The following is a 22,579-nucleotide window of genomic DNA, read 5'->3' as shown; positions in this document are numbered from 1 at the left end:
AGATATGATGATGACATACGAAATTTTAAATGGTATGACAAAACTAATCGCGGGATTATCGGATGCGGGTGTTAAAAGTCTGAATAGTATCACTTTCGATTTGCAAAATCAGTACATGGACGATGCTACAGTAATGTCGGTTGTAGGGATTGTGATTGTTTTTGCTGTATTGACGATTACAGCATTTGCAGTTGCAGGCACAGCTAAAGTAATAAAAAAAATACAACTTAGAAATGTACGCCCTTCTGAAAAAGTGGCAGTATCTTCTGCAAATCAGGAAGATGTTTCAGGTGAAATCAATGCTGCTATCAGCATGGCGCTTCACTTGTATTTCGCACAGGTACACGACCAGGAAAGTGCTATTCTGACAATAGATAGAGTTCCTCGACCTTATGCTCCATGGAGTTCGAAAATTTACAATATCAGAAAACATGTATAAAAATATCAATCAGGAAAAAAAATGAAAAGATTTAAATTTGCTATTCGCGGGAACGACTATGATGTCGAAGTTAGAGACATAGAGGATAATGTTGCGGAAGTTGAAGTAAATGGTACAGTTTATCAAGTTGACATAAAATTAGATAAGCCTATTATAAAAACTCCAAAACTTGTTCGTTCAATCACTACTCCCAACAATAATCCCGGACAAAAAACAAACGTACCGACAGCTTCAACGACTATGTCAATAAAGTCACCCTTACCAGGTACAATTCTTGAAATTAAGAGAAGGGTTGGGGATACAGTTAAAGTCGGAGATACTATTCTGATCATGGAAGCGATGAAAATGGAAAATGACATAAAAGCTGACATAGATGGAGTTATTTCTGCTATTAAGGTTAATGTGAACGATTCAGTACTCGAAGGAGATGTTCTGGTTGAGATAGGGGGCAATTAATCATGGAAGGTTTGATGCATTTTCTTGAGTTCTCGGGCTTTGCAAACGTAACCTGGGGACATTTGATAATGATTTCTGTTGGTATAATCTTTATTTATTTAGCTATAAAAAAAGACTACGAACCACTATTGCTTGTTCCTATCGGATTTGGTATTTTAATTGGTAATATACCTTTTATGGAAGGTGTTGGTTTGCAGCTTGGAATTTATGAGTCCGGCAGTGTTATGAATTACCTGTATTTTGGTGTACTTCAGGGTATTTATCCACCCTTAATTTTCCTCGGTATCGGTGCTATGACGGACTTTTCAACCCTATTGTCAAATCCAAAGCTGATGCTTTTGGGTGCTGCTGCTCAGGTTGGTATATTTATAACATTTTTAGCTGCACTTACAATGGGTTTTTCTCTCGAACAATCAGCCGCTATCGGTATCATCGGTGGAGCTGATGGTCCTACTGCGATATTTCTTGCTTCGAGGCTCGCTCCCGAACTTATCGGTGCGATTGCAATTGCTGCTTATTCATATATGGCTCTTGTGCCAGTTATTCAACCGCCGATTATTCAACTTCTGACTTCAAAAGATGAGCGTTTAATCAGAATGAAACCGCCGCGTGCAGTTTCCAAGTTGGAAAAAATGTTCTTCCCCGTTGTTGGGTTATTGCTGACGACATTCATATCGCCGGGTGCATTGCCACTTCTCGGAATGCTCTTCTTTGGTAATTTACTCAAAGAATCCGGTGTTACAAAACGACTTGCAGATACTGCCAGTAAACAAATGATTGATATTGTAACAATATTGCTTGGTGTTACTGTTGGTGCTTCAACTCAGGCTACAACATTCTTAACGCCACAGTCAATACTCATTTTCGTTTTAGGTGCGTTATCATTCATGGTTGCTACCGCAAGCGGAGTATTGTTTGCTAAGTTAATGAATTTATTCCTTAAGGGAGATAATAAACTTAATCCTATGATTGGTGCAGCGGGTGTATCAGCAGTTCCGGATAGTGCAAGAGTTGTTCAGGCATTAGGTCTTGCAGAAAATAAAAATAATCACTTATTGATGCATGCAATGGCCCCAAACGTATCAGGTGTTATTGGCTCTGCAGTTGCAGCCGGTATTTTGCTTAGTTATCTGTTAAAAATATCTTGGGCTGCTTGATATTCATTGGTTGATTAAAATAATAAAAGCCCTCAAATTATGTTGAGGGCTTTTTTATAATTAGGCTGTTTAATTTAAAATCTATTTAGTTTAGGTGTAATTTTTTTTATTGATATTTATACTTCGTTATTGCTCATCATTCTATAATTCAATTATTATTTCAAGGGTAATATAATCATGGTTTTACAGCTTCAATTGTGGCTGATACAACAAAATCAGTTAGATTAGTTCCCGGAGCCCACTCTTTCATAAATTTTTTGCTTTCATCCTTTGGCTTGATTTCGATATTCTCAAAACCTGAATTACGAATAATTTGTTCAAGTTTGTCAATTTCTTCAGCACCCGAAATACAGCTTGAGTAAAGAGTCAGGTTTGAACGAACCTCATCAGGAAATTTAGCAAATGCAACTACATCTGAAATAGCAAGCCTGCCTCCAGACTTTAGTACACGAAATGCTTCATTAAACACTTGCTGCTTATCGGGTGAGAGATTGATTACACAGTTAGATATTATCACATCAATCGAATTATCTGCAACCGGTAAATACTCAATTTCACCAAGTCTGAATTCCACATTTGAAAACCCGCTTTTCTCGGCATTGCTTCGAGCTTTGCTGACCATTTCAGGGGTCATATCAACACCAATAACTTTGCCGCTTTCTCCTGCCTGAGGTGAAGCAAGAAAAGAATCAAACCCGCCTCCACTGCCAAGGTCAAGTACATATTCCCCTGATTTAATTGATGCGATTGCTTGTGGATTGCCACATCCAAGACCCATATTGGAACCATCAGGTACAGCTTTTAAATCCGAATTTTTATAACCCATATTAAGCGATAATTCTGAATTAACTAATATTGGTGAACCACAGCAACCGCTACTACTATCTAAAGTATTTAAAAGTGCAACTTTGCTGTAATCTTCGCGAACTTTATTCTTTATATTATCATTATTATATGTATTCATTATAATATTCTTATAAAATTTCTTTTAAATTATTTACTATTTGTTCCATCTGCATACCGCGTGAGCCTTTGACCAGCAGGCAATCATTTTGTTTGAGAGAAGCAGCTATTGCATTTGATAAAGTCTGTTTATCTTCATAAACTTTAATTTTATCAGATTTAAGAATTTCAGCAGCTTTACTCATCTCATTTCCTGTTACAAAAATCAAATCACATACTTCTAAAGCATTTTTTAAAGTGTTCTGATGCTCTTCAAATGCTGATTCTCCAAGCTCACGCATATCACCGAGCGCAGCAATTTTGAGTCCATCGGATTTGAACATTTCAATATTTTTTAGTGCCGCTTTCATTGAGTCAGGATTAGAATTATATGTGTCATTAATAATTGTGATATTATTCTTTGAAAATATTGCCATCCTGCCATATCCCGATTCACCTTCAAGCGGCTTGAAATCTGATAATGCTTCTGCAATTTCGCTATCTTTTACATCAAAATGAGTTCCTACTGCGATTGCCGCTATTGCATTGAGAGCTGAAGCATAACCAACGGTTTGCATATCAAACGAATAGCTGGTTTTGTCTTGCTTGAATACTGTAATTCGTGGATTTAATTTAGTATTTAGTTCGTAACTACATTTTATTGTGGCATGCTCATGTTCGCCGTAAGTTGTAAATTTGCTTAGAATATGTCCATAATTTTTCAATCGCTCATCATCATAATTTACAAAAGCGTGTCCGCCTGACCTTACTGCAGAAAATATATATGTCTCTTCAAGTTCGACACCGTCGAGGTCTATTAAAAATTCGAGATGCTCTTTCCCGATATTTGTAATCAATGCGTCAGTTGGCTCTGATACTTTTGATAAGTCGTAAATTTCTCCGGGAGTATTTGTGCCAACTTCAAGTACTGCAAAATTATAATCCTCAGAAAATTGAAGTAACATAAGTGGCAGACCAATTTTATTATTAAAATTTCCGAATGTTTTGAGCACCTTATACTTTTTAGCAAGTACTGCCGCAGCCATTTCTTTGGTTGTTGTTTTGCCGTTTGAGCCGGCTATTCCAAGCACAGGGAAATTAAATCTTCTTCTGTGATAATTTGCAATTTTACCTAATGCATCTAAATTATTATCAGTAATTATGAATGATTTTTCGGGAAAGTTTTGCAGGATATTTTCAGAATATTTTATTTCTATAACACAAGCTGAAGCACCTTTTTCAAAAGCCTGAGAAACCAAATCGTGTCCGTTGAATTTTTCGCCAATCAAAGCTATGAAAATATTGCCCTTTTCAATTATTCTTGTATCGGTTACAATTCCACATACTGATTGATCTTCTATAAAATTAATAAGTTTACTATCACCAAAAATTGAAGCTAATTCAATTGCAGAAAAAGTAGCTTTATTTGAAATCATTATTATTTCACATTCTATAAATTTAAAATCAAATAGACGCTTCAAAAAAGACATTATTAAAAAAAATTTCATCTAATTTAAAAAAAATCACTTAAATTATTTGTTTATTATAAAATTAAGTGTTATTTTGCAAGGCTAAAATTTACAAAAACGAAAAAATAATTCCGGTGCAATATTGCACTATTTGTTAAACTAATATAATTTTTTTTTGGAGGACTTTAATGTCGGAAAATGCTAATATGAATCAGGATGTTGTCGCTGTAGCAGAAGGCGATTTTCAGGGAGCTGATTCCAAACATCCTATGAGCGGCATTCAAAAACAGGTCAAACGTTACGACGCAGACGCTGTTGTAAACTTTTTGGAAGGTGGATTTGATTCATTTGAACTTGATGATGAAACATTTTCAAAAATGTTTGACAGTGCAATCAAAACAATTAAAGAAGATGAACTTGTTAACGGTAAAATTGTCAACATCACTAAAGATGAAGTTTTTGTTGACATAGGGTTCAAATCTCTTGGCGTAGTGCCAAAAGCAGAACTACTTAATGCCGAAACTTACAAAATCGGTGATGAAATAGACGTATTCATCGAAAAAATGGAAGATTCCAGTGGAAAACTGCTTCTTTCAAGACGCCGTGCAGATTTCATGAGAATCTGGGAAGATATTATAGCATTATTCGACAAGCAAGAAGTTACCAAAGTAAAGATTTTACGCAGAATCAAAGGTGGTATGGTTGTTGACCTTCTTGGTATAGAAGCATTCCTTCCGGGCTCACAAATTGATGTTCGTCCTGTTAGAGATTTTGATGGTTGGGTAAGCAAAACAATTGATGTAAAAGTTGTAAAAGTAAATCATCCAAGTGAAAATGTTGTTGTTTCGCATAAAGTTCTTCTTGAAGAACAATTATCAGAACAACGTAATGAAATAATGTCACGCCTTGAAAAAGGTCTTGTACTTGAAGGTACAGTTAAAGCAATTTCAGACTTCGGTGTGTTTGTTGACCTTGGCGGTGTTGACGGTCTTGTGCATATTACTGACCTTTCATGGGGTCGTGTAACGCATCCTTCAGAAATCGTATCTCTTGATGAAGTTGTAAAAATTGTCGTGCTTGATTTTGATGGCGATAAGAAGAGAATTTCGCTCGGTATGAAGCAACTTACTCCACATCCATGGGATACTATCGGTGACAAATACGAAAAATCTACTAAAGTCACAGGTAAAGTTGTCAGCTTGACTGATTATGGTGCGTTTATTGAAATTGAAAAAGGTATTGAAGGTCTTATCCACATAAGCGAAATGTCATGGACACAGCACGTTAAGCATCCGTCGCAAATCGTTTCTATGGGTCAGGTTGTTGATGCAATGGTATTAAACATTGATAAAGACAATAAAAAACTTGCTCTTGGCATGAAACAACTCGATCCGGACCCATGGGAAGACTTAATGAAGAAATACCCTGTTGAGTCAAAACATAATGGTATCGTTCGCAATCTCACCAATTTTGGTGTATTTGTTGAATTGGAACCGGGTGTTGATGGACTTGTTCATATCAGTGATTTATCATGGACTAAGAAAATCCGTCACCCCGGTGAATTTGTCAAGAAAGGTGACAGACTCGAAGTGATGGTTCTTAGCATTGACCCAGAACAAAGACGTATAGCTCTTGGTCATAAGCAAATTAATTCTAATCCTTGGGATACTTTTGAAACTACTTACAGCATCGGACAAGAATCTGAAGCTAAAATTGAAAGAATTATCGAAAAAGGTGTTATAGTAGAATTGCCTGAAGGTGTTGACGGTTTTGTTCCTGTATCACAGCTTTCATTTGCTCCGGTTAAGAATATCAGCGAATATTTCAAAATTGGCGATATGCTTCCGCTTAAAGTTGTTGAATTCGACAAAGAAGCAAAGAAAATTGTATTATCAGTAGTTGAAGCACTCCGCAATAAAGACAAGCAAATTATTGATGATTATAACAGAGCTCATCCGGTACCAAATGCTGACAGTGCTCCAATGGAAGTAACTTACGACAGCTCAGAAGCCAGTTTCTTCAGCGAAGAGTATAATCTTGACTATAAGAAATTATCAAATGAAGATTTCGAAGGTATAGTTTTCGACGATACTGTAGTGAATAAAAAAATACTTACCCCTAAAGGAGTGATTGCTACAGAAGCTGCTCCGGTTGAAGATGTTGATGTTGTTGAAGCTGCCCCTGAAGAGGAAAAAGTTGCAGAAATAGCAGAAGCTGATACTACAACTGAAAATACAGAAACAGAAGCTGAAACTAAAGATGAAACTCAGGCATAATTTCGGTAATTTGTCTTAAATTATGTTATTGATTTAAAAGGGATTGTTCAAATATCACGGACAATCCCTTATTATTTTAAAAATGGTAATTTTATGAAATTTTCAGTATTAACTATTGGTGATGAGATTTGTATCGGGCAGGTCATAAATAGTAATTCGGCATTTATTTCTGAATTTATGACAAATATCGGTTATTCTGTATATATGCACTCAACCGTACCTGATGATGCTGTTATTATGAAGTCTGAACTTGAAAAGTTAATCAGCGGTTCTGAGGTAGTAATAATAACAGGCGGGCTCGGTCCAACACATGATGATATTACAAAAGGTGTACTGACAGAGTATTTTAATGATGAACTTATAATACACCGTGAAACTTTAAGTTACCTCGAATCATGGTTTGAATCCCGCAATCGCAAGATGACTGACGTCAACAGAGCGCAGGCATTAGTTCCTTCAAAATCAAGAGTACTCAGAAATAGGGTAGGGACAGCACCCGGTATTTTATTTGATAAAGACCAAAAATTAGTTCTTGCTCTTCCCGGCGTTCCAACAGAAATGAAATACATAATTCAAAATGATTTTCTTCCAATTGCAACTGAATTTTTCAAAAAATACTCTGATTCGGTTCAGCTTTATCTGACTATTAAAACTGCCGGAATTTTCGAATCGAATCTTGCAGATTTAATCGGCAAACCTGATGAATTTCCTGAAGGTGCTAATTTAGCATATCTACCATCTGCAGGGAGTGTAAGACTGAGAATTGGTAGCAGAGCCAAATCCCGGAATGAAGCTTTAAATATTCTTGATAAGATGAAACAGCATATCATTGATAAAGCCGGAAAATTTATTATTGGTTACGGCAATGAAACTATGGAAAGTGTTCTTGGAGATATTCTCAAACAAAAAAAACTTACACTTTCTGTAGCCGAATCATGCACAGGTGGTTTACTTGGAGAATGGCTTACCAGAGTATCAGGAAGTTCAGAATACTTTGTAGGAGGTATAATTGCGTACTCAAATGAAGTTAAAAATAACAACTTAAAAGTAAATAGAGATACTATCAATACTTTTGGAGCAGTATCCCAGAAAACGGCTATTGAGATGGCACAAAATATCAGAAGCATATTCCATTCAGACATAGGAATTTCAATAACAGGAATTGCCGGACCTGAAGGCGGCACTGATGAAAAACCGGTTGGAACTGTATGGATTGGAATCTCGAACGAAAGAGAAACAACTGCTAAATTATATAATTTTGGAAATGACCGCTTGTTGAATCGGGAAAGAGCAGCAAGCAAAGCATTGGAATTAATCAGAAATCTGGTATTGGAATTATGATACTTGCAATTGAATCATCATGTGATGAAACATCAGCTGCTGTAGTAAGCAATTCTGAAGTATTCAGTAATATTATCTCATCGCAATATTTTCATACAAAATACGGTGGTGTTGTTCCGGAACTTGCTTCAAGAGCTCATCTTCAAGCTGTATCAGCTATAACACGTGAAGCTTTGGAGAATGCGAATTGCTCAATTGATAACATTAATGCAATTGCAGTGACTAATCAACCCGGACTTGCCGGAAGCTTACTTGTTGGCTCAAATTTTGCGAAAGGATTATCACTAAGATATGATTTGCCTGTTGTGCCGGTTAATCATATTGAAGGACACCTTTTCTCGGGTTGCCTGCAGGATAGCACTTTGGAGTTTCCATTCATTGCGCTTGTTGTCAGCGGAGGGCATACAGCATTATTTTATGTAAAATCATACCGAGATTATGAAATCATCGGCTTAACCAAAGATGACGCTGCCGGTGAGGCATTTGATAAAATTGCTAAACTGATGGGGTTGCCATATCCGGGTGGACCTATTATTGACAAAATGGCAAAAACAGGTAATCCGACAGCATATACATTCCCGCGTCCTATGATTCATGATGATAATTTCGATTTTAGCTTCTCGGGTTTGAAGACATCAGTGAGATATTTCATACATAAAGAGTTGAATGGACAAATTGACGATAATATCGCTTACGATTTAGCTGCTTCAGTTCAATCTGCGATTGTTAATGTATTGGTTCATAAAACCATCAAAGCGGCAAAAAAATTTAAAGTTTCTTCAGTAGTTATTGCCGGAGGTGTATCAGCTAATTCCGGACTAAGGGAAAAACTGGATTTCGAGACTCAAAAAATTTATATAAGAATGATTGCACCGGATATTATGTATTGTGTGGATAATGCCGCTATGATTGGTTTCATTGGTGAAAAAAAATATAATGAAGAGCCGGAAAGTTTTAAAAGGCTTGATTTTACAGTTAATTCAACAGCATTAAGAGCAAAAAAATGAATAATAAGATATTGGATTTATCTATTTTAATGCAGGACGGAATGCCTGCATTCCCGGGTGATTTATCACCTTCAATAACTCATACTGTTAAATACGTTGAATCAGGTTATAATAACTATGTGCTCAATTCCGGAATGCACATCGGAACGCACATGGATGGACCGCTTCACATGATAGACGGAGGAAGAAAATTGTGTGATTTTCCTATTAATAAATTCTTCGGTAGAGGTCATTTGATAGATGCGAGAGAAAAGGAGATTAATTCGGATTTGCTTGAAAATGTTGATATTTCAATTGGCGATATTGTTTTGATTTATACAAGTTTTGAGGATATTTTTGGGAGTGAGGAATACTATAACTCATATCCTGATATTCAAGAATCATTCGCAGATGTATTAATAAATAAAGGTGTTTCGATTGTCGGAATGGACAGCCCAAGTCCGGACAGACACCCATATAGAATTCACAAAATGCTTCTTGGAAATGATATTTTGATTATCGAAAATTTAACAAATCTAAAATCATTAATAAATGTTAGAAACTTCAATGTGATTGCTTTACCCTTAAAAATTGATGCAGATTCAGCTTCATGCAGAGTCGTTGCAGAATTTTATTAATTGACAATTTAAAGCAAGTAGTTGATTTTTTTGATCAAACATTTTTGTCAATTAAGGGATAATTCTCAAATAAGTTCAAAAATGAATTCAAGATATAATTGGGTTTACAATTCAGAATATTTGATGTATTTAATTTCAGACAACGACAGGAAATCTGATTCATTTAGGTTAGTTCCGAAATATGATAAGAAAGTTTTCTCAAAAAAAAATACAAATGTATAAGAAGTTTAAACTTTGTTTATCGAAATTTGCAGACAAAAAATCCAGATTGCCGATAAAGAAAATATTGATTTGATACCAATTTATATAAAGATTTCAGAATCATCGAATAATAATTCTGAGAAGAATTGAAAATTATGAAATTAGTAAGGGCTGACTTTTATTAAATCAAGTCAGCCCATTTTTTTTAACACTACACATTAACTTTAACAATCCAATCTTTTGTATCTTCGATTTCACCGTATTGCAGACCGGTGATATTATCATAAAGGCGCTGTGCAACCGGACCAATTTCCATATTGTTAATGATGATTGTTTCACCATTATAATGAAGATGCCCTACAGGCGAAATAACTGCAGCCGTACCAGTTCCGAAAACTTCCCTGAGTTCACCTTTTTTATGAGATTCAAATACATCTTCAATTGTGATTGTTCGTTCGCTGACTTTCAGACCATAATCGCGTGCAAGTTCAAGAACTGTATCGCGTGTAACACCACGTAAAATAGTACCTGCATCAAGAGGGGGAGTAACTATTTCATCACCTATAACAAACATAATGTTCATTGCGCCTACTTCATCAACAAAATGACGATTAACTGCATCAAGCCAGAGCACCTGTGAATATCCTTCTTTCTTTGCAGTTTCACTTGCTAGAAGAGATGCAGCATAGTTTGCAGCAGTCTTTGCTGAACCAAGTCCACCTCGAACAGCACGTACAAAATCTTTCGCAACTAATATCTTCACAGGTGCAAGACCTTCAGGATAGTAAGAAGCAACGGGTGATGTCATAATTATCAGTTTGAAAGTTTTGGATGAATGAACACCTAAAAAGTTTCCATCACCAAAAGCAAGCGGGCGAATATATAACGAATGTCCTCTTTTTGTTGGAACCCAATCTTTATCAACTTTTATGAGTTGTACCAAAGCATCAACAAAATGATTAGTGTCAAAAGGTGGGATGCATACTCTCGAACCTGAATGATTTAATCTGTGAGCATTTCTGTCAGGTCTGAATAAATTTATACCGCCATCTTCTGCTTTGAATGCTTTCATACCTTCAAATATTGATTGTCCGTAATGCAGAGTGCACATTGTCGGTTCCATCGGTATCGGACCATAAGGGACTATCTCTCCGTCATTCCATTTGCCGTCTTTATATTCAGCTATAAATACATGGTCTGAAAAATAAACACCAAATCCAAGATTATCCCAGTTAACGTTATTAATTCTTGTTTTTTCTGTTTTTGTTACTTTAATTTCAGGCATAACGCCTCCCTGTCATCATTAATTTTTTAAAAAATGTATTTAGGATTAATATCTCTCGGTATATTCGAGAGTGCTTTAATTTCTTCTTCAATTTCCTGAGTAACTACCGAAAATTTGTCAAGCATTTCACCGGCTTTATCATAATCACCGTTTACCTGTATCATCAAAACTTCTTTAGCTAAATTTTCAACAACGTCAAAGAATTTTTCTTCGTTAATGTCGAATTTGCCGTTTTGGAGGCGCAAAATAGCTCCACCTTGTTTTAGATAGTTAAGTTGTATCAGATTTGCTCTGTAATGTGCTCCACCACCAAAACGAATAGACCGGTATAATCCTGCAACATATGTTGTCATAGCTTGTTTTATATACTCATCGGTATATTGATTAGTTGCTCTTAAATATTTGTGATTGAACATACTCAAAATATCAGCTTTTGTCTCCTCAATTGCTGAATATCTTTCTTTAAGTGCTGCTCTGATTTCTTCCTTATTTGCATTTGAAGTATATTTTGGTCCAAGTGCGTGAGAGACCTCGTGAAGTGTAACGAAACTTGTAAATGCTTTTGAGCTTAAATATTTTGCACGCTCTGGTACAAACATTAATTCTCCAATCGGCTTGACTATGGCTTCAAATTTAGCTTCCATGTGGTTCTTGAACATTGAAAGTTTTCTACCCTTTGCATCAGCAACTTTCGGATCATTTGGAAGTGCCGATGCAATAGTTTTAATTGCCTGATTGCAGTCGCCACCAAAATAAACCACATTACATACCTGAATAATATTGCCATCTCCAATTGTTTTATTCTTGAATTTATCGTCAATTGGTAAGTTATGCTCGAAATTATCAAGATTTGCTTTGTACATTTCAAGTTCTCTTGTAGCTTCAATATCTTTAACCATAATTACAGCTTCGTGAGCCGTTTTATAGTTAAACATTTCATCCTGATAGTTTTCAATTGGACCTATCACAACGTCAATATTACTTCCAACTATCTCCATCCAAGCCATATCACTTGGGAAATAATTATCGGTACGAATAGCATCAGCCCGCATAATTAAAAAACGTTTCAAAGATTCATTATCTGCGAAATTTGCTGCTTCCTGAAGCTTTTCTGCAAGTTCCATTGACTCAGGGTAAAACACTCCATAAGGAATTGCTTTAAGATTTCCATTTTCACGTGTTATGATTGTATAATCATTTTTATATACATCTGCGAGTGTTGGATTTGCCTCAACAAATGCATCAAATTCTTCTTTTGTCATATCTTCGGGATAAAAACCTCCACCTACAGGTCGCCTTTCAGGACCAATACCGACAAATCTGGCTTTGTCTGTTAAATCATCATAAGGACCATAATTAATCATTACGAATTCGAGAAATTTATTTGCCTCGTCTGTGTTGAGAGCCCTTAGTGAATCCCTAACTGCAATAGCATCATGGGATGCTTGTTTCCAAAATATACGGTCAACTATTTCTCCTGCTTCAATCAATTTCTGAATCAGTATTTTTTCACGCTCTGTCAGGTGAGAAATATCAACTTTCAAATCAATTGGTGCATAAGTGGTAATTCTGTTTGTCATTTCATCCAACATATCGTTTCCTGAATTATTTTCTGGTGTTTTTTGCTCAGAGCAGCTTATAGCAATTATTAAAATGCTGAGTAAGGAAAATATTTTGACAAATTTCATTTTCTGATAACCTTTTTTAAAATTACACTAAAATAAAAAGCAATTTACAATGTTAAAATTAGTTAACCAAATAAAATCAGTAAAAATGCTTGTTTTTTCAAAAATTTCTATCATATTTTATACTTTCACAAACTTATACTATAATCGCATTGATTTTTAAAATTATTTTGCTTAACCAATGCATCTGTAATTTTTAATATAATTAAATTATCGTGGCTTTCAATTACAATATTTTTAAGATTTTGATGAAATTTTCAATAATTTAGTTGCTTATGATTTCCCATGTTTTGACTTGTAGATCTAAACTTAACCTACTAGTAAGTTCAAAATTAAAATTTTTATTCATTTTTAACGTATCTGATAATTTAAGTATGAAATTTAATGAATGAATACAAGATAGAACCAAATATATTTAAGCGTTTTTTCTATCAGTTTATGGGGATTTTTTGTGTAATTTTGGGAATCATCGGTATATTTTTACCTGTATGGCCCACGACAATATTCATAATACTTGCAGCATGGTTTTTTATTCGAAGCTCTGAAAAATATTACGAGATGCTTATCAGAAACAAAATGTTTGGAAGAATGATAAGAAATTATCGCGAATTCAGAGGAATTGAATCAAAAGCAAGAATTAAATCCTTAATTTTGACATGGCTTACGCTTGGCGTATCATTTTTTTTGGTGGAAATTTTATGGGTGAGATTGATTTTGATTGCTGTTGGTATCGGAGTAACTTGGCACTTGTATGCACTAAAAACCTTAACTGAAGATGAAATCAGGAGATTAGACAATGCAACAAATTGATTTAAAAAAAATGAATGATGAAGAAAAATTATTGGTTGACAAAGCCGTTGAAATGATTGATTACAGCTATTCACCATATTCCAAATACAAAGTCGGAGCTGCACTTATGGATAGTTCAGGCAAAATTCATTCAGGATGTAATATTGAAAGTGTTGATTTTACTCTGACATCACACGCCGAAATGGTAGCGATTGATTCGATGGTCAAAACCGGATGCATTGAAGTTAAATCTATAGCTGTTGCTGCAAGGGGAATAAGCAATAAGCCACCAACACCATGTGGACTCTGCCGTCAGAAAATATCAGAATTCAATAATGATGGTAGCTGTAAAATATTATTAGTAAATTTAGATGAAAAATACAGAATAAAAAATATTTTCAGAACAACTTTAGATGAATTGCTTCCGTATTCTTTCAGCTCGGAATTTTTATAAGCAAATTTGTCAATTGTAGTATAAATCTGATTTCAATATCCCAATTTTATTTAACATATGTGTCAGAGATACTTTCAAAACTCCGAGACCATATTTAACACTTCTGGAAAAATTTATAGATGATGCTTCAGGAAAATATTTTGTTGGACATGTAATTTCAGCAATTTCAAATCCGGCAAAAAATATTTGTGAAAGCATTTGATTATCAAAAACAAAGTCATCTGAATTTTTGTTGTATTGAATACTTTTCAAAACATCAGCCGAAAATGCTCTGTAACCTGTATGATACTCAGATAATTTTTGATTTATCAATATATTTTGAACAAATGTAAGAAATCTGTTTGAAATATACTTGTAGCGTGGCATACCGCCTTTAAGTGCCCCTTTTCCCAATATTCTTGAACCTAAAACTACAGGATAAATTCCATTTGCAATGATATAAGACATAGATTCAATCAGTTGTGGAGTATATTGGTAATCAGGATGTAGCATAATTATAATATCGCCACCCAACTCTAATGCTTTGTTGTAGCAAGTTTTTTGATTGCCACCATAACCCTTATTTTTTTCGTGTCTTATGATGTGCTTTATGCCAAGTCTTCCGGCTTCATCAGCTGTATTGTCACGGCTGAAATCATCTACTAATACAACTTCATCTACTATATCAAAAGGAATTTCACTATATGTTTTTTCAAGAGTTGATGCTGCATTGTAAGCCGGAAGGACAACAATAATTTTCTTATTTTTAATCATAATTAATATCGAATATTTAAACTAATCTTTTTCTTTTGTGGTTTCTGTATGCATTTAAAATAAATCCAATAAATGCCAGGTTCATTATCATAGAAGTACCTCCATAACTCAAAAACGGCAGCGGTATCCCCATTACAGGTACAAGTCCGATAACCATTCCCACATTAATGATTATGTGATACAAAAATGTTGAAGCAATTCCAAATATAGCTATGCTGTAGAACTTGTCGTCGGATTCATTAGCCGCATTAAGTATTCTTAAAACGAGCAATCCAAAGAATAAGAGTATAACAAAACCTCCTATGAAACCGAATTCCTCATTTGGTACAGAGAAAATAAAATCTGTCCATTGCATTGGAATATATCTGAGCTGAGTTTGTGTTCCCTGCAAAAATCCTTTGCCTGTTAGCCCGCCACTTCCAACAGCCATCATTGATTGAATTACATTGTAACCCTGACCTCTTGGGTCGGATCCCGGATTCAGGAAGCTCTCGACTCTGGATTTTTGGTGGTCAAGAAGACCATTGTACAAGACCGGAGCTATATAACCAAAAACTATGAATACACCAATCACCAAACCTTTTGAAATCCAATTGTTGCGAAAAAAAACTGCTATAACTGAAAAGAACAAAACAGAACCCGACATAAACCAGAAACCTTTAAGGGATAGTATTACAATGAATGGTAATGATACTATAAAATAAAGAAATAATTTACTAAATCCACTCCAAAAAAGTATCCCAAAAAAAATTGCAAGTAATACTGATGATGTACCATGGTCAGGCTGTAGAAAAATCAATACGATAGGAACAAGCACAATCAATGAAGAAATGGAAAAATCACGAATGTTGCTGATATCTGTACCTTTCGATGATAAAAAGTATGCAAGCATCACAATTACACCGAATTTTGCAAACTCTGCAGGCTGAAGTGAAAATCCTGCAAATCTTATCCATCCTTTTGTGCCGTAAACCTCATCACCGATAAATAGCACAGCAACAAGCATAATCAATGATATACCATAGAAAACAACTGCTAAATTTCGCATTAGATTCTTAGGAAGAAATACAAGAACCAAAGCTCCAAGTATTCCTATTCCCATTGAAATAACTTGCCTATTGAATGATTCCTGCATATTAGAGCCGTAAGTAGCACTATAAAGCGAAAACATTCCTGCCAGGAGCAAGATTAGAGTATAAACTATTATTTTCCAATCAATAAAGCTTACAGTTTGACTTTCAAGTGAGAATCCGCCTGCTTTCATAATTAATCAATTTGCCATTTATTGCCGGTAATCAATTCGTATGCATAAGCATACTTTTCTAAAGTACCACGTAGGATTTTTTCAGGAAGATTTGGTGGTGGATATTGTTTATTCCAAGGTATGCTTTCCAGATAATCTCTTAAAATTTGTTTATCAAAATTCATTTGCGGTTTACCAGGAACATAGTCTGACATTAACCAGAATCTCGAAGAATCCGGTGTAAGTGCTTCATCAATTAAAATGAGATTACCTTTATCATCTTTACCGAATTCAAATTTTGTATCGGCTAGTATTATGCCTTTTTCGTACAGCCGTTGATGAGCGAAATTATATAATTTTATTGAAATAGTTCTCAGATATGAAGCAGTTTCTTCACCTAAAATTTCTGAAGCTTGTTTGTAAGAAATATTTTCATCGTGACCTGTTTCAGCTTTTGTTGCAGGTGTGAAAATTGGTTCCGGTAGCTTAGAATACTCGAGAAGTCCATCAGGAAGTGAAATGCCACAAACTGATTTACTCAACTTATATTCTTTCCAGCCGCTACCGGCAAGATAACCTCTGACTACAAACTCAATAGGTAGTGGCTCTGCTTTTTTAACAAGCATAGACCTACCGGCTAACATATCAGAGTGTTTCTCTGTTATTTCAGATGGTAAGTCATTAATATTCGAACTAATGAAATGATTATCAATTATTGATTTTGTTTCATGAAACCAGTATTCAGAAATTGCTGTGAGAATTTTTCCCTTATCTGCAACAGGCTGAGCCATTATTACGTCAAAAGCAGATATTCTGTCAGATGCTACAAACAGAATATCTTTTCCGGCTTCATAGACTTCTCTGACCTTGCCTTTACGGATTAATTTTAATTCTTCTAATATATAGTGCATATTGATTATCTCCATTAGTTGCTTAATAGTACTTCAAAAAAGTATGATGAGTATGCAAAAAATGAATATTTTACATGATAATATCCAAGTGGCGCTGCAATGGAAATGAACATTATCACAAATCCAATTATGTATGATCTCATTACAGGAATATCAAAAACTACAGAAATTGATTTGAGAAGTCTTGCAACAGTCCATATACTTGTTGTGGCATAAAGTAATAAAAACAGCCAAATTGTAGCAGGTGAAGCTACCAGTAATCTAATTAAAACAATTGAAATCGGCAAAAGAATGACAGCAGGAAGTGCAGCCCAAATAGAAATTGTCAGGCAGTCATTCCAGTAAACTCTGGCTCGCGAAAGCACTGCAAAAACACGGATTATCCATGCCGTTATAAATGCCAGCATATAACTTACAATAGTTATAAAAATAAAAGACAGCTCAGGCATCCATATCAAACTGTAAACAAACTCTTTGATTGAATTTGAGGGCAAAAGTATCATTAGAAAATATTCAAGAACTTCACTGTCTTTGTAATAAAACAATATTGAGGATAAAAATATTCCTACAGTAGATGATAAAATCACACCAAGTAATATAGTTTGAATGCTTGAAATTATTCTCTGGTCTCGTATATCTGAATAAAAATTGTAAGGTCTTAGAATTGACCTGAACATATATTCTCTGAAGCGTTTGAATCTGTTGATTAAAAATACAAGTAAAATTGCCAGCAAAATTCCGAATATCAGATAAATTGGAGGCGAGCTTCGGGTGTGACTGCCGGCGTTAAGCAATGGTTCTTTTTCTTTATTGAATAATGCCTGAAGAGTCGAGAATGAAAGCCTTTCGAGGCGGTTTCTGTCAACAAGTCCGCTTGTTTGGATATACTGTAAATCGTTGTTGGTTGTCAGTGAAGGTTTGTTTTGTAAATAATCATTGTATGTATTAACTATACATCCAATTCCATTATTCTTTTCAACAATTTTAAAAGAGTTTAATATATTATAAGCCTGAAACTCTAAAGAAAGAGGGTCGGAATAACCATTATGATTATTTATTTGAATTTCAGTACCAAATGCCATAAATAGTGGTTTATTATCAATTATGGACTGAATTCTTTTAAATTCATAATTTATTTGATTGAAATCTACATTTTGTCTGATGTCGGAATATCCAATAAAATCAAATCCTTCTGTATGAACTTTGCTTATACCATGAGGGAGAATTTTATATTTTAATTTATCTGAATCTTTAGCAAATAATTTTAATATTGATTCAGAAAAATTTTTATAATGTTCAGTGCTTTCATCAACTCCTTCACCGACTCCCCATGCTATTACAGATGGATTTATATCAAACTTACTTACGTATTGCTTAGCTAAATTTTGATTATAAACTTTTATCTCATCGAGATTTATGAGGCTCGAGGGTACATCATAAATCGGAAGTTCAAGCATAATCATCAGTCCGTTTGAATTACACAAATGAACAAAGAATGGATGCGGGGTATTGAATTTTGCTCTAACAGTATTAGCGCCCAATTTTTTTATTAATTCAATGTCTTGAATAATCTTAGAAACAGTCAGAGATTGACCAAGGTCTTTGTAGTCTTCTACATAAGATACGCCCTTTAGTTTAAAATTCTGACCATTTAGAAGAAGTATAGAATTTTCACCATCCATTGCTGTTTTCAGAGAGCGAAAACCGATTGGAACAGTATAATCATCAATTGTTAAATCGCCTCTTTTTAGCTTGACTGTGAGATAATACAAATCAGGTGTTTCAGGACTCCAGAGATTAATCCCTGATACAGGCATTGCTATTTCATCATCAATAGTTCTTTCACTTTCTAATGTTATGCTTTTCTCAGATGAAATTTGAATCAAATCACCACTACCCTGCTTCCTGAGTTCGGACATTATTGAAAGTTTAATTTTATCATTCGAGGCAACACTTATTGAATCCTTTACTTTCAACTTATTGATAAGTGCTTTTATTTCTGCTGTTGACAAACTGACTTTAACCTGAATGTCAGCAGAATTTTGTCCCTTTAACTTTACATTATGTCTAATATCAGATATCCAAGCCTGTGGTGTTCCAAAAAGTAACACTTCCCTGATGATTCCGGAAAATTCACGTCTGGCGTTAAGGTGCTGATTACGTATTTGTTTAATTTTGCTTGTGGCAGGTGTTATGACAAGTCTTATTTCATTAGTTTCGTTTCTAACTGTATTATCCGGAATTCTTACATTAAAAGGGACTAACGAGCCTACATATTTTCCAATGAATTGCTCATTCCAGAATACTTCGACATTATGGTCAATTCCAAGGAAATACAACTGCCAAGAAAAGTTATCAACCATTTCAGCAGGAATTTTGACAAATCTTTTGTAAATGACTTTTTCATCTATCTGCTCAGACAAAGGAATCCTTACAGATGTCCAGTCACGCATATTTTCTGTCCGTTCCCAATTCCCACTCAGGTCAGTTACAAAGCGACTTTCAGATGGCATCAAAACCTTAAGTTGCTCTTTTGAAAGCTGACTCTTGGAGTCTAAAGTTTGCAAAAATAAAATTGAAATAATCAGTAAAATTATATAATTAATTTTCATATTATACACCTAAGCAATTATCATTCTTCTATAAAAATTGTTTGACCATTTTGCAGTGAATGTAATGCTGCAAAAGTCGCTTTAGTAACAAGATAAATCTCTTCAAATTTGATAGGCATACTAATGCCGTTCCTGACTGAACTTATAAACGCTTCAACTTCCTCATCAATGCCCTTTTTACCGTCTGACTTGACTAGTTTTCTTTCACTGCCGGAGTAAAATTCAACGGTCTCAAAATTATTCATAACTGCAGTTTTCCTATCGGAATGTACTTCGCAAAACTCTTTTGGAAGTGATGATCCTCCCGAAGCTATATATGAAATAGTACCAAGCGAACCATCGCTGAATTTAATTACTATTGAGACATTATCGTGGTCAGTAAGCTCTTTATTTGCTGATGAAACAGATGATGCATATACACTTACAGGCTTTGCTTTTGTAAGATAAAGCATACAATCGATAAAGTGGCAAACTTCGCCAATTATTCTGCCTCCTTGCTCCGATTGCTGAACCCAATGCGATTTCGGTATAAATCCTGCATTAATTCTGTAATTAATGAACAATGGCTCACTTCTTGCTGAAAAATATTCAAAAATCGTTTTAAAAGATTTTGAAAATCTTCGATTAAATCCTACCATCAGTCTTGCTGTACTTTCTTTCAAGGTATCGCGAATTTCATCAAGTTGAAGCTGATTAACAGCAAGCGGCTTTTCGACAAAAACATTCTTACCTGCTTTGAGCGAATTAACAACATAGCCCGAGTGACTATCATGGCGAGATGCTATAAAAACAGTATTGACTCTATCGTCAGAAATAATATCATCGCCATTAGCTGTTAAAAAATCAAATCCCAAATTTTCTGCAGCAGATTTGGCATTCACGGGGTCTTTTGAAGAAACTCCTGCGAAATGAGTACCGGATTTCTGAAGTGGTGGAATAAGGTAATTACGGGCAAAAGTCCCGAGTCCTATAAAACCGATATTAATTTCGGATGTGGATTTAATCTTTTTAATTGAAACAGTCGAAGTTAAAATTTCTTTATTTAGGTCATACTCAAGTAATATTCCAAGATAATCATCCTGAATTTTGCCTGTAATAAGGTCATAAGCTGTAGGTGCGTCTTTAATCCTGAAGGAATGGGTGGTTAATTTATTGAAATCTATTGTTTTACTTGACAATAAATCCAGAATTGATGACATATTTCGGTTTTCAGTCCACCGAACATAAGCCGCAGGATAATCTATACCTTTTTCTTCATAATTCACATCATACCTGCCCGGTCCATAAGAACAGGAAATTCTCAGGTCAATTTCTTTCATATAAAATGGTGTACGTGGGATATTCATTCCGACAGCACCTACAATAACCACTTTCCCCTTCTTTCGGGTAATATTAAGAGCAAGTTCAATCGGCTGATTTGAGCTTGTCCCTGCTGTTATCAGCACAGCATCACAACCCAGACCACGTGTGAATGACATTACAGAGTTTAATGATTCGTCGGAACTTTTAAGTGAAATTTCAGCTCCTGAACTGATTGAAGTATCAAATAGTTTCTCATTTATATCAAGACCAATCACCCTGCAGCCAGCTGCTCTGAGAAGTTGAATTGTAATCTGACCAATAAGCCCCAAGCCGATTACAGCTACAGTTTCTCCAATTCTGACATCTGCCTGTCTGACGCCCTGCATAGCAATAGCCGCAACTGTTGTATAAGCCGCAGATTGATAATCAACATTTTCAGGAATTTTTACAGCAAGATTCGACGGAACTGCTATAATTTCAGCATGATTTGCAATTCCTGCACCTGCACAAGCCACACGGTCACCAATGGAAAACTGACTGCTTCGTGATTCAATTACAATGCCGGATGATGAATATCCCAATGATTTATAAGAGTCAAGTTTGGATTTTACTCGTTTGTACGTAGAGAGAATTCCCTCTTTTTTGATAAAATCAAGTACCAGTTTCACATCCTCGGGCTGCTTTTTAGCGCGTTCGAGTAGAGAAGATTTTGCTTTGGATACAGATGTTTTCTCCGTTCCGGCACTAATTAATGAAAACGAACTTCGAACTAAAATGCCACCCTCAGGACAAACAGGAGGAGGCATTTCACTGACAACGATATCACCTTTTTTTTGGTATTGAATTACCTGAAGCATATTATTTTTTTCTATTTTAAATCAAGTTGAATATAAATAGCAAAAATAATCATATTTCATTTAATTCAGGCTATATTGTTTTATTTTATACGATATTAATTATATTTTTTTTCTGACATCATATTATTTGAATATATCTATAAGTATTGGTTTAAGCCCCGAGAAGAAAAATTCAACTGCAATTACCATTACAATAAGCCCCATTAGCCGCATCATTACATTTTTTCCGGTTTCACCCATAAATTTTATAATTTTTGATGAGCTGTATAGAATTATAAATGTCAAACCCATAACTGCAAATATCGAACCAAAAAGGAGCAATTTAAGTGAAATGGTATCAGCATCTTCCATAAGTACAATTGCATTAGTAATAGAACCGGGTCCGCTTATCATTGGTATAGCAAGTGGTGTAATCGAGATGTCATTAACGTAGGATTTTACTTCAGATTCATTAATTTTGACCCTGCCAATTCTTGCCTGGAGCATATCCATACCCATCATAAAAAATATTATTCCACCTACTATTCTGAAACTATTAACTGAAATTCCAAAAAACTTAAACATCAGCTGTCCCGAAAATGCAAAGGCAATTATAATAATCAATGCGACTATACTTGCTTTCCTTGCTGTATTAGTTCGCTCTGCTTCAGATAAATCCTTAGTCATGGTCATAAATACAGGCATTGTACCGATAGGATTTATCAAAGTAAAAAATGATGTAAAATATAAAATTCCGGTTGTTAATAAGTCATTCATATCATTATTTTTATATTATATTTATAA

19 protein-coding genes are annotated in these 22,579 nt (G+C 34.9%); 9 read left to right on the top strand and 10 right to left on the bottom strand.

Annotated elements, in window-relative coordinates:
• Positions 1–10 precede the first annotated feature (10 nt).
• The 3 genes from KF896_03645 to KF896_03635 are packed head-to-tail and all read left to right on the top strand — an operon-like array spanning position 11 to position 2,052.
• The gene (locus tag KF896_03645; GenBank protein ID MBX3042790.1) at positions 11–439 is read left to right on the top strand and encodes an OadG family protein; all 429 of its coding nucleotides are present in this window, start codon (positions 11–13) and stop codon (positions 437–439) included.
• A 21-nt stretch (positions 440–460) separates the two neighbouring features.
• Positions 461–895 carry an acetyl-CoA carboxylase biotin carboxyl carrier protein subunit gene (locus tag KF896_03640; protein ID MBX3042789.1) on the top strand — a complete coding sequence of 145 codons (435 nt, stop codon included), beginning with the start codon at positions 461–463 and terminating at the stop codon, positions 893–895.
• Positions 896–897: 2 nt separating this feature from the next.
• Entirely contained in the window at positions 898–2,052 is a 1,155-nt protein-coding gene (locus tag KF896_03635; GenBank protein MBX3042788.1) for a sodium ion-translocating decarboxylase subunit beta, read from the top strand.
• Between the two features lie 175 nt (positions 2,053–2,227).
• Here KF896_03635 and KF896_03630 read toward each other — a convergent pair whose 3' ends face one another.
• Together KF896_03630 and KF896_03625 are read right to left on the bottom strand one after the other, a co-directional pair.
• Entirely contained in the window at positions 2,228–3,016 is a 789-nt protein-coding gene (locus tag KF896_03630) for an arsenite methyltransferase (protein MBX3042787.1), read from the bottom strand.
• Between the two features lie 10 nt (positions 3,017–3,026).
• Positions 3,027–4,430 carry a UDP-N-acetylmuramoyl-tripeptide--D-alanyl-D-alanine ligase gene (locus KF896_03625; GenBank protein ID MBX3042786.1) on the bottom strand — a complete coding sequence of 468 codons (1,404 nt, stop codon included), beginning with the start codon at positions 4,428–4,430 and terminating at the stop codon, positions 3,027–3,029.
• Positions 4,431–4,732: 302 nt separating this feature from the next.
• Between KF896_03625 and rpsA the strand changes: the two genes are divergently transcribed.
• The 4 genes from rpsA to KF896_03605 all read left to right on the top strand — a co-directional run bounded on the left by rpsA (position 4,733) and on the right by KF896_03605 (position 9,704).
• Positions 4,733–6,739 (top strand): 30S ribosomal protein S1, encoded by a 2,007-nt coding sequence (rpsA, locus tag KF896_03620; protein MBX3042785.1) that lies wholly within the window; start codon positions 4,733–4,735, stop codon positions 6,737–6,739.
• 93 nt (positions 6,740–6,832) lie between these two features.
• On the top strand, positions 6,833–8,080 hold the full coding sequence (locus KF896_03615) for a competence/damage-inducible protein A (protein MBX3042784.1): 1,248 nt from the start codon (positions 6,833–6,835) through the stop codon (positions 8,078–8,080).
• On the top strand, positions 8,077–9,087 hold the full coding sequence (gene tsaD / locus KF896_03610; protein MBX3042783.1) for a tRNA (adenosine(37)-N6)-threonylcarbamoyltransferase complex transferase subunit TsaD: 1,011 nt from the start codon (positions 8,077–8,079) through the stop codon (positions 9,085–9,087). The genes KF896_03615 and tsaD overlap by 4 nt, the downstream gene beginning before the upstream one ends.
• Positions 9,084–9,704, top strand: a complete 621-nt coding sequence (locus KF896_03605; protein ID MBX3042782.1) for a cyclase family protein — start codon at positions 9,084–9,086, stop codon at positions 9,702–9,704. Before tsaD ends, KF896_03605 begins: the two co-directional genes overlap by 4 nt.
• A 412-nt stretch (positions 9,705–10,116) precedes the next feature.
• Here KF896_03605 and KF896_03600 read toward each other — a convergent pair whose 3' ends face one another.
• Positions 10,117–11,190, bottom strand: a complete 1,074-nt coding sequence (locus KF896_03600; GenBank protein MBX3042781.1) for a branched-chain amino acid aminotransferase — start codon at positions 11,188–11,190, stop codon at positions 10,117–10,119.
• A 26-nt stretch (positions 11,191–11,216) separates the two neighbouring features.
• Positions 11,217–12,878, bottom strand: a complete 1,662-nt coding sequence (locus tag KF896_03595) for a hypothetical protein (protein ID MBX3042780.1) — start codon at positions 12,876–12,878, stop codon at positions 11,217–11,219.
• 381 nt (positions 12,879–13,259) lie between these two features.
• Between KF896_03595 and KF896_03590 the strand changes: the two genes are divergently transcribed.
• The gene (locus KF896_03590) at positions 13,260–13,685 is read left to right on the top strand and encodes a YbaN family protein (protein ID MBX3042779.1); all 426 of its coding nucleotides are present in this window, start codon (positions 13,260–13,262) and stop codon (positions 13,683–13,685) included.
• Entirely contained in the window at positions 13,672–14,118 is a 447-nt protein-coding gene (locus KF896_03585; GenBank protein ID MBX3042778.1) for a cytidine deaminase, read from the top strand. The genes KF896_03590 and KF896_03585 overlap by 14 nt, the downstream gene beginning before the upstream one ends.
• Positions 14,119–14,127: 9 nt before the next feature.
• Here the strand turns inward: KF896_03585 and KF896_03580 are convergent, their stop codons facing one another.
• From KF896_03580 to KF896_03555, 6 genes are all read right to left on the bottom strand, one after another.
• Positions 14,128–14,871, bottom strand: a complete 744-nt coding sequence (locus tag KF896_03580; GenBank protein MBX3042777.1) for a glycosyltransferase family 2 protein — start codon at positions 14,869–14,871, stop codon at positions 14,128–14,130.
• Between the two features lie 16 nt (positions 14,872–14,887).
• Positions 14,888–16,135, bottom strand: a complete 1,248-nt coding sequence (gene rodA / locus KF896_03575; GenBank protein MBX3042776.1) for a rod shape-determining protein RodA — start codon at positions 16,133–16,135, stop codon at positions 14,888–14,890.
• Between the two features lie 2 nt (positions 16,136–16,137).
• Positions 16,138–17,040, bottom strand: coding sequence for a phosphoribosylaminoimidazolesuccinocarboxamide synthase (locus KF896_03570; protein MBX3042775.1), 903 nt, complete (start codon positions 17,038–17,040; stop codon positions 16,138–16,140).
• A complete protein-coding gene (locus KF896_03565) occupies positions 17,040–19,637 on the bottom strand; it encodes a hypothetical protein (protein MBX3042774.1) in 2,598 nt (865 codons plus the stop codon). The genes KF896_03570 and KF896_03565 overlap by 1 nt, the downstream gene beginning before the upstream one ends.
• A 20-nt stretch (positions 19,638–19,657) precedes the next feature.
• Complete coding sequence (locus tag KF896_03560; protein MBX3042773.1) at positions 19,658–21,796, bottom strand: bi-domain-containing oxidoreductase; 2,139 nt, start codon at positions 21,794–21,796, stop codon at positions 19,658–19,660.
• Between the two features lie 123 nt (positions 21,797–21,919).
• Positions 21,920–22,552, bottom strand: a complete 633-nt coding sequence (locus KF896_03555) for an NAAT family transporter (GenBank protein MBX3042772.1) — start codon at positions 22,550–22,552, stop codon at positions 21,920–21,922.
• Positions 22,553–22,579 lie beyond the last annotated feature (27 nt).

This window comes from Ignavibacteriota bacterium, from assembly GCA_019637995.1.
Classification (GTDB): Bacteria; Bacteroidota; Ignavibacteria; order Kapaibacteriales; family UBA2268; genus JANJTB01.
Note: the sequence above shows the minus strand (reverse complement) of the source record. Positions and strands in the feature narration are given on the sequence as shown.

Bases quoted from the DNA above. Each gene is read 5' to 3' on its own strand.
- KF896_03645 (MBX3042790.1), top strand. From the start codon at position 11: ATGACATACGAAATTTTAAATGGTATGACAAAACTAATCGCGGGATTA.
- KF896_03640 (MBX3042789.1), top strand. From the start codon at position 461: ATGAAAAGATTTAAATTTGCTATTCGCGGGAACGACTATGATGTCGAA.
- KF896_03635 (MBX3042788.1), top strand. From the start codon at position 898: ATGGAAGGTTTGATGCATTTTCTTGAGTTCTCGGGCTTTGCAAACGTA.
- KF896_03630 (MBX3042787.1), bottom strand. From the start codon at position 3,016: ATGAATACATATAATAATGATAATATAAAGAATAAAGTTCGCGAAGAT.
- KF896_03625 (MBX3042786.1), bottom strand. From the start codon at position 4,430: ATGATTTCAAATAAAGCTACTTTTTCTGCAATTGAATTAGCTTCAATT.
- rpsA (MBX3042785.1), top strand. From the start codon at position 4,733: ATGAGCGGCATTCAAAAACAGGTCAAACGTTACGACGCAGACGCTGTT.
- KF896_03615 (MBX3042784.1), top strand. From the start codon at position 6,833: ATGAAATTTTCAGTATTAACTATTGGTGATGAGATTTGTATCGGGCAG.
- tsaD (MBX3042783.1), top strand. From the start codon at position 8,077: ATGATACTTGCAATTGAATCATCATGTGATGAAACATCAGCTGCTGTA.
- KF896_03605 (MBX3042782.1), top strand. From the start codon at position 9,084: ATGAATAATAAGATATTGGATTTATCTATTTTAATGCAGGACGGAATG.
- KF896_03600 (MBX3042781.1), bottom strand. From the start codon at position 11,190: ATGCCTGAAATTAAAGTAACAAAAACAGAAAAAACAAGAATTAATAAC.
- KF896_03595 (MBX3042780.1), bottom strand. From the start codon at position 12,878: ATGAAATTTGTCAAAATATTTTCCTTACTCAGCATTTTAATAATTGCT.
- KF896_03590 (MBX3042779.1), top strand. From the start codon at position 13,260: ATGAATGAATACAAGATAGAACCAAATATATTTAAGCGTTTTTTCTAT.
- KF896_03585 (MBX3042778.1), top strand. From the start codon at position 13,672: ATGCAACAAATTGATTTAAAAAAAATGAATGATGAAGAAAAATTATTG.
- KF896_03580 (MBX3042777.1), bottom strand. From the start codon at position 14,871: ATGATTAAAAATAAGAAAATTATTGTTGTCCTTCCGGCTTACAATGCA.
- rodA (MBX3042776.1), bottom strand. From the start codon at position 16,135: ATGAAAGCAGGCGGATTCTCACTTGAAAGTCAAACTGTAAGCTTTATT.
- KF896_03570 (MBX3042775.1), bottom strand. From the start codon at position 17,040: ATGGAGATAATCAATATGCACTATATATTAGAAGAATTAAAATTAATC.
- KF896_03565 (MBX3042774.1), bottom strand. From the start codon at position 19,637: ATGAAAATTAATTATATAATTTTACTGATTATTTCAATTTTATTTTTG.
- KF896_03560 (MBX3042773.1), bottom strand. From the start codon at position 21,796: ATGCTTCAGGTAATTCAATACCAAAAAAAAGGTGATATCGTTGTCAGT.
- KF896_03555 (MBX3042772.1), bottom strand. From the start codon at position 22,552: ATGAATGACTTATTAACAACCGGAATTTTATATTTTACATCATTTTTT.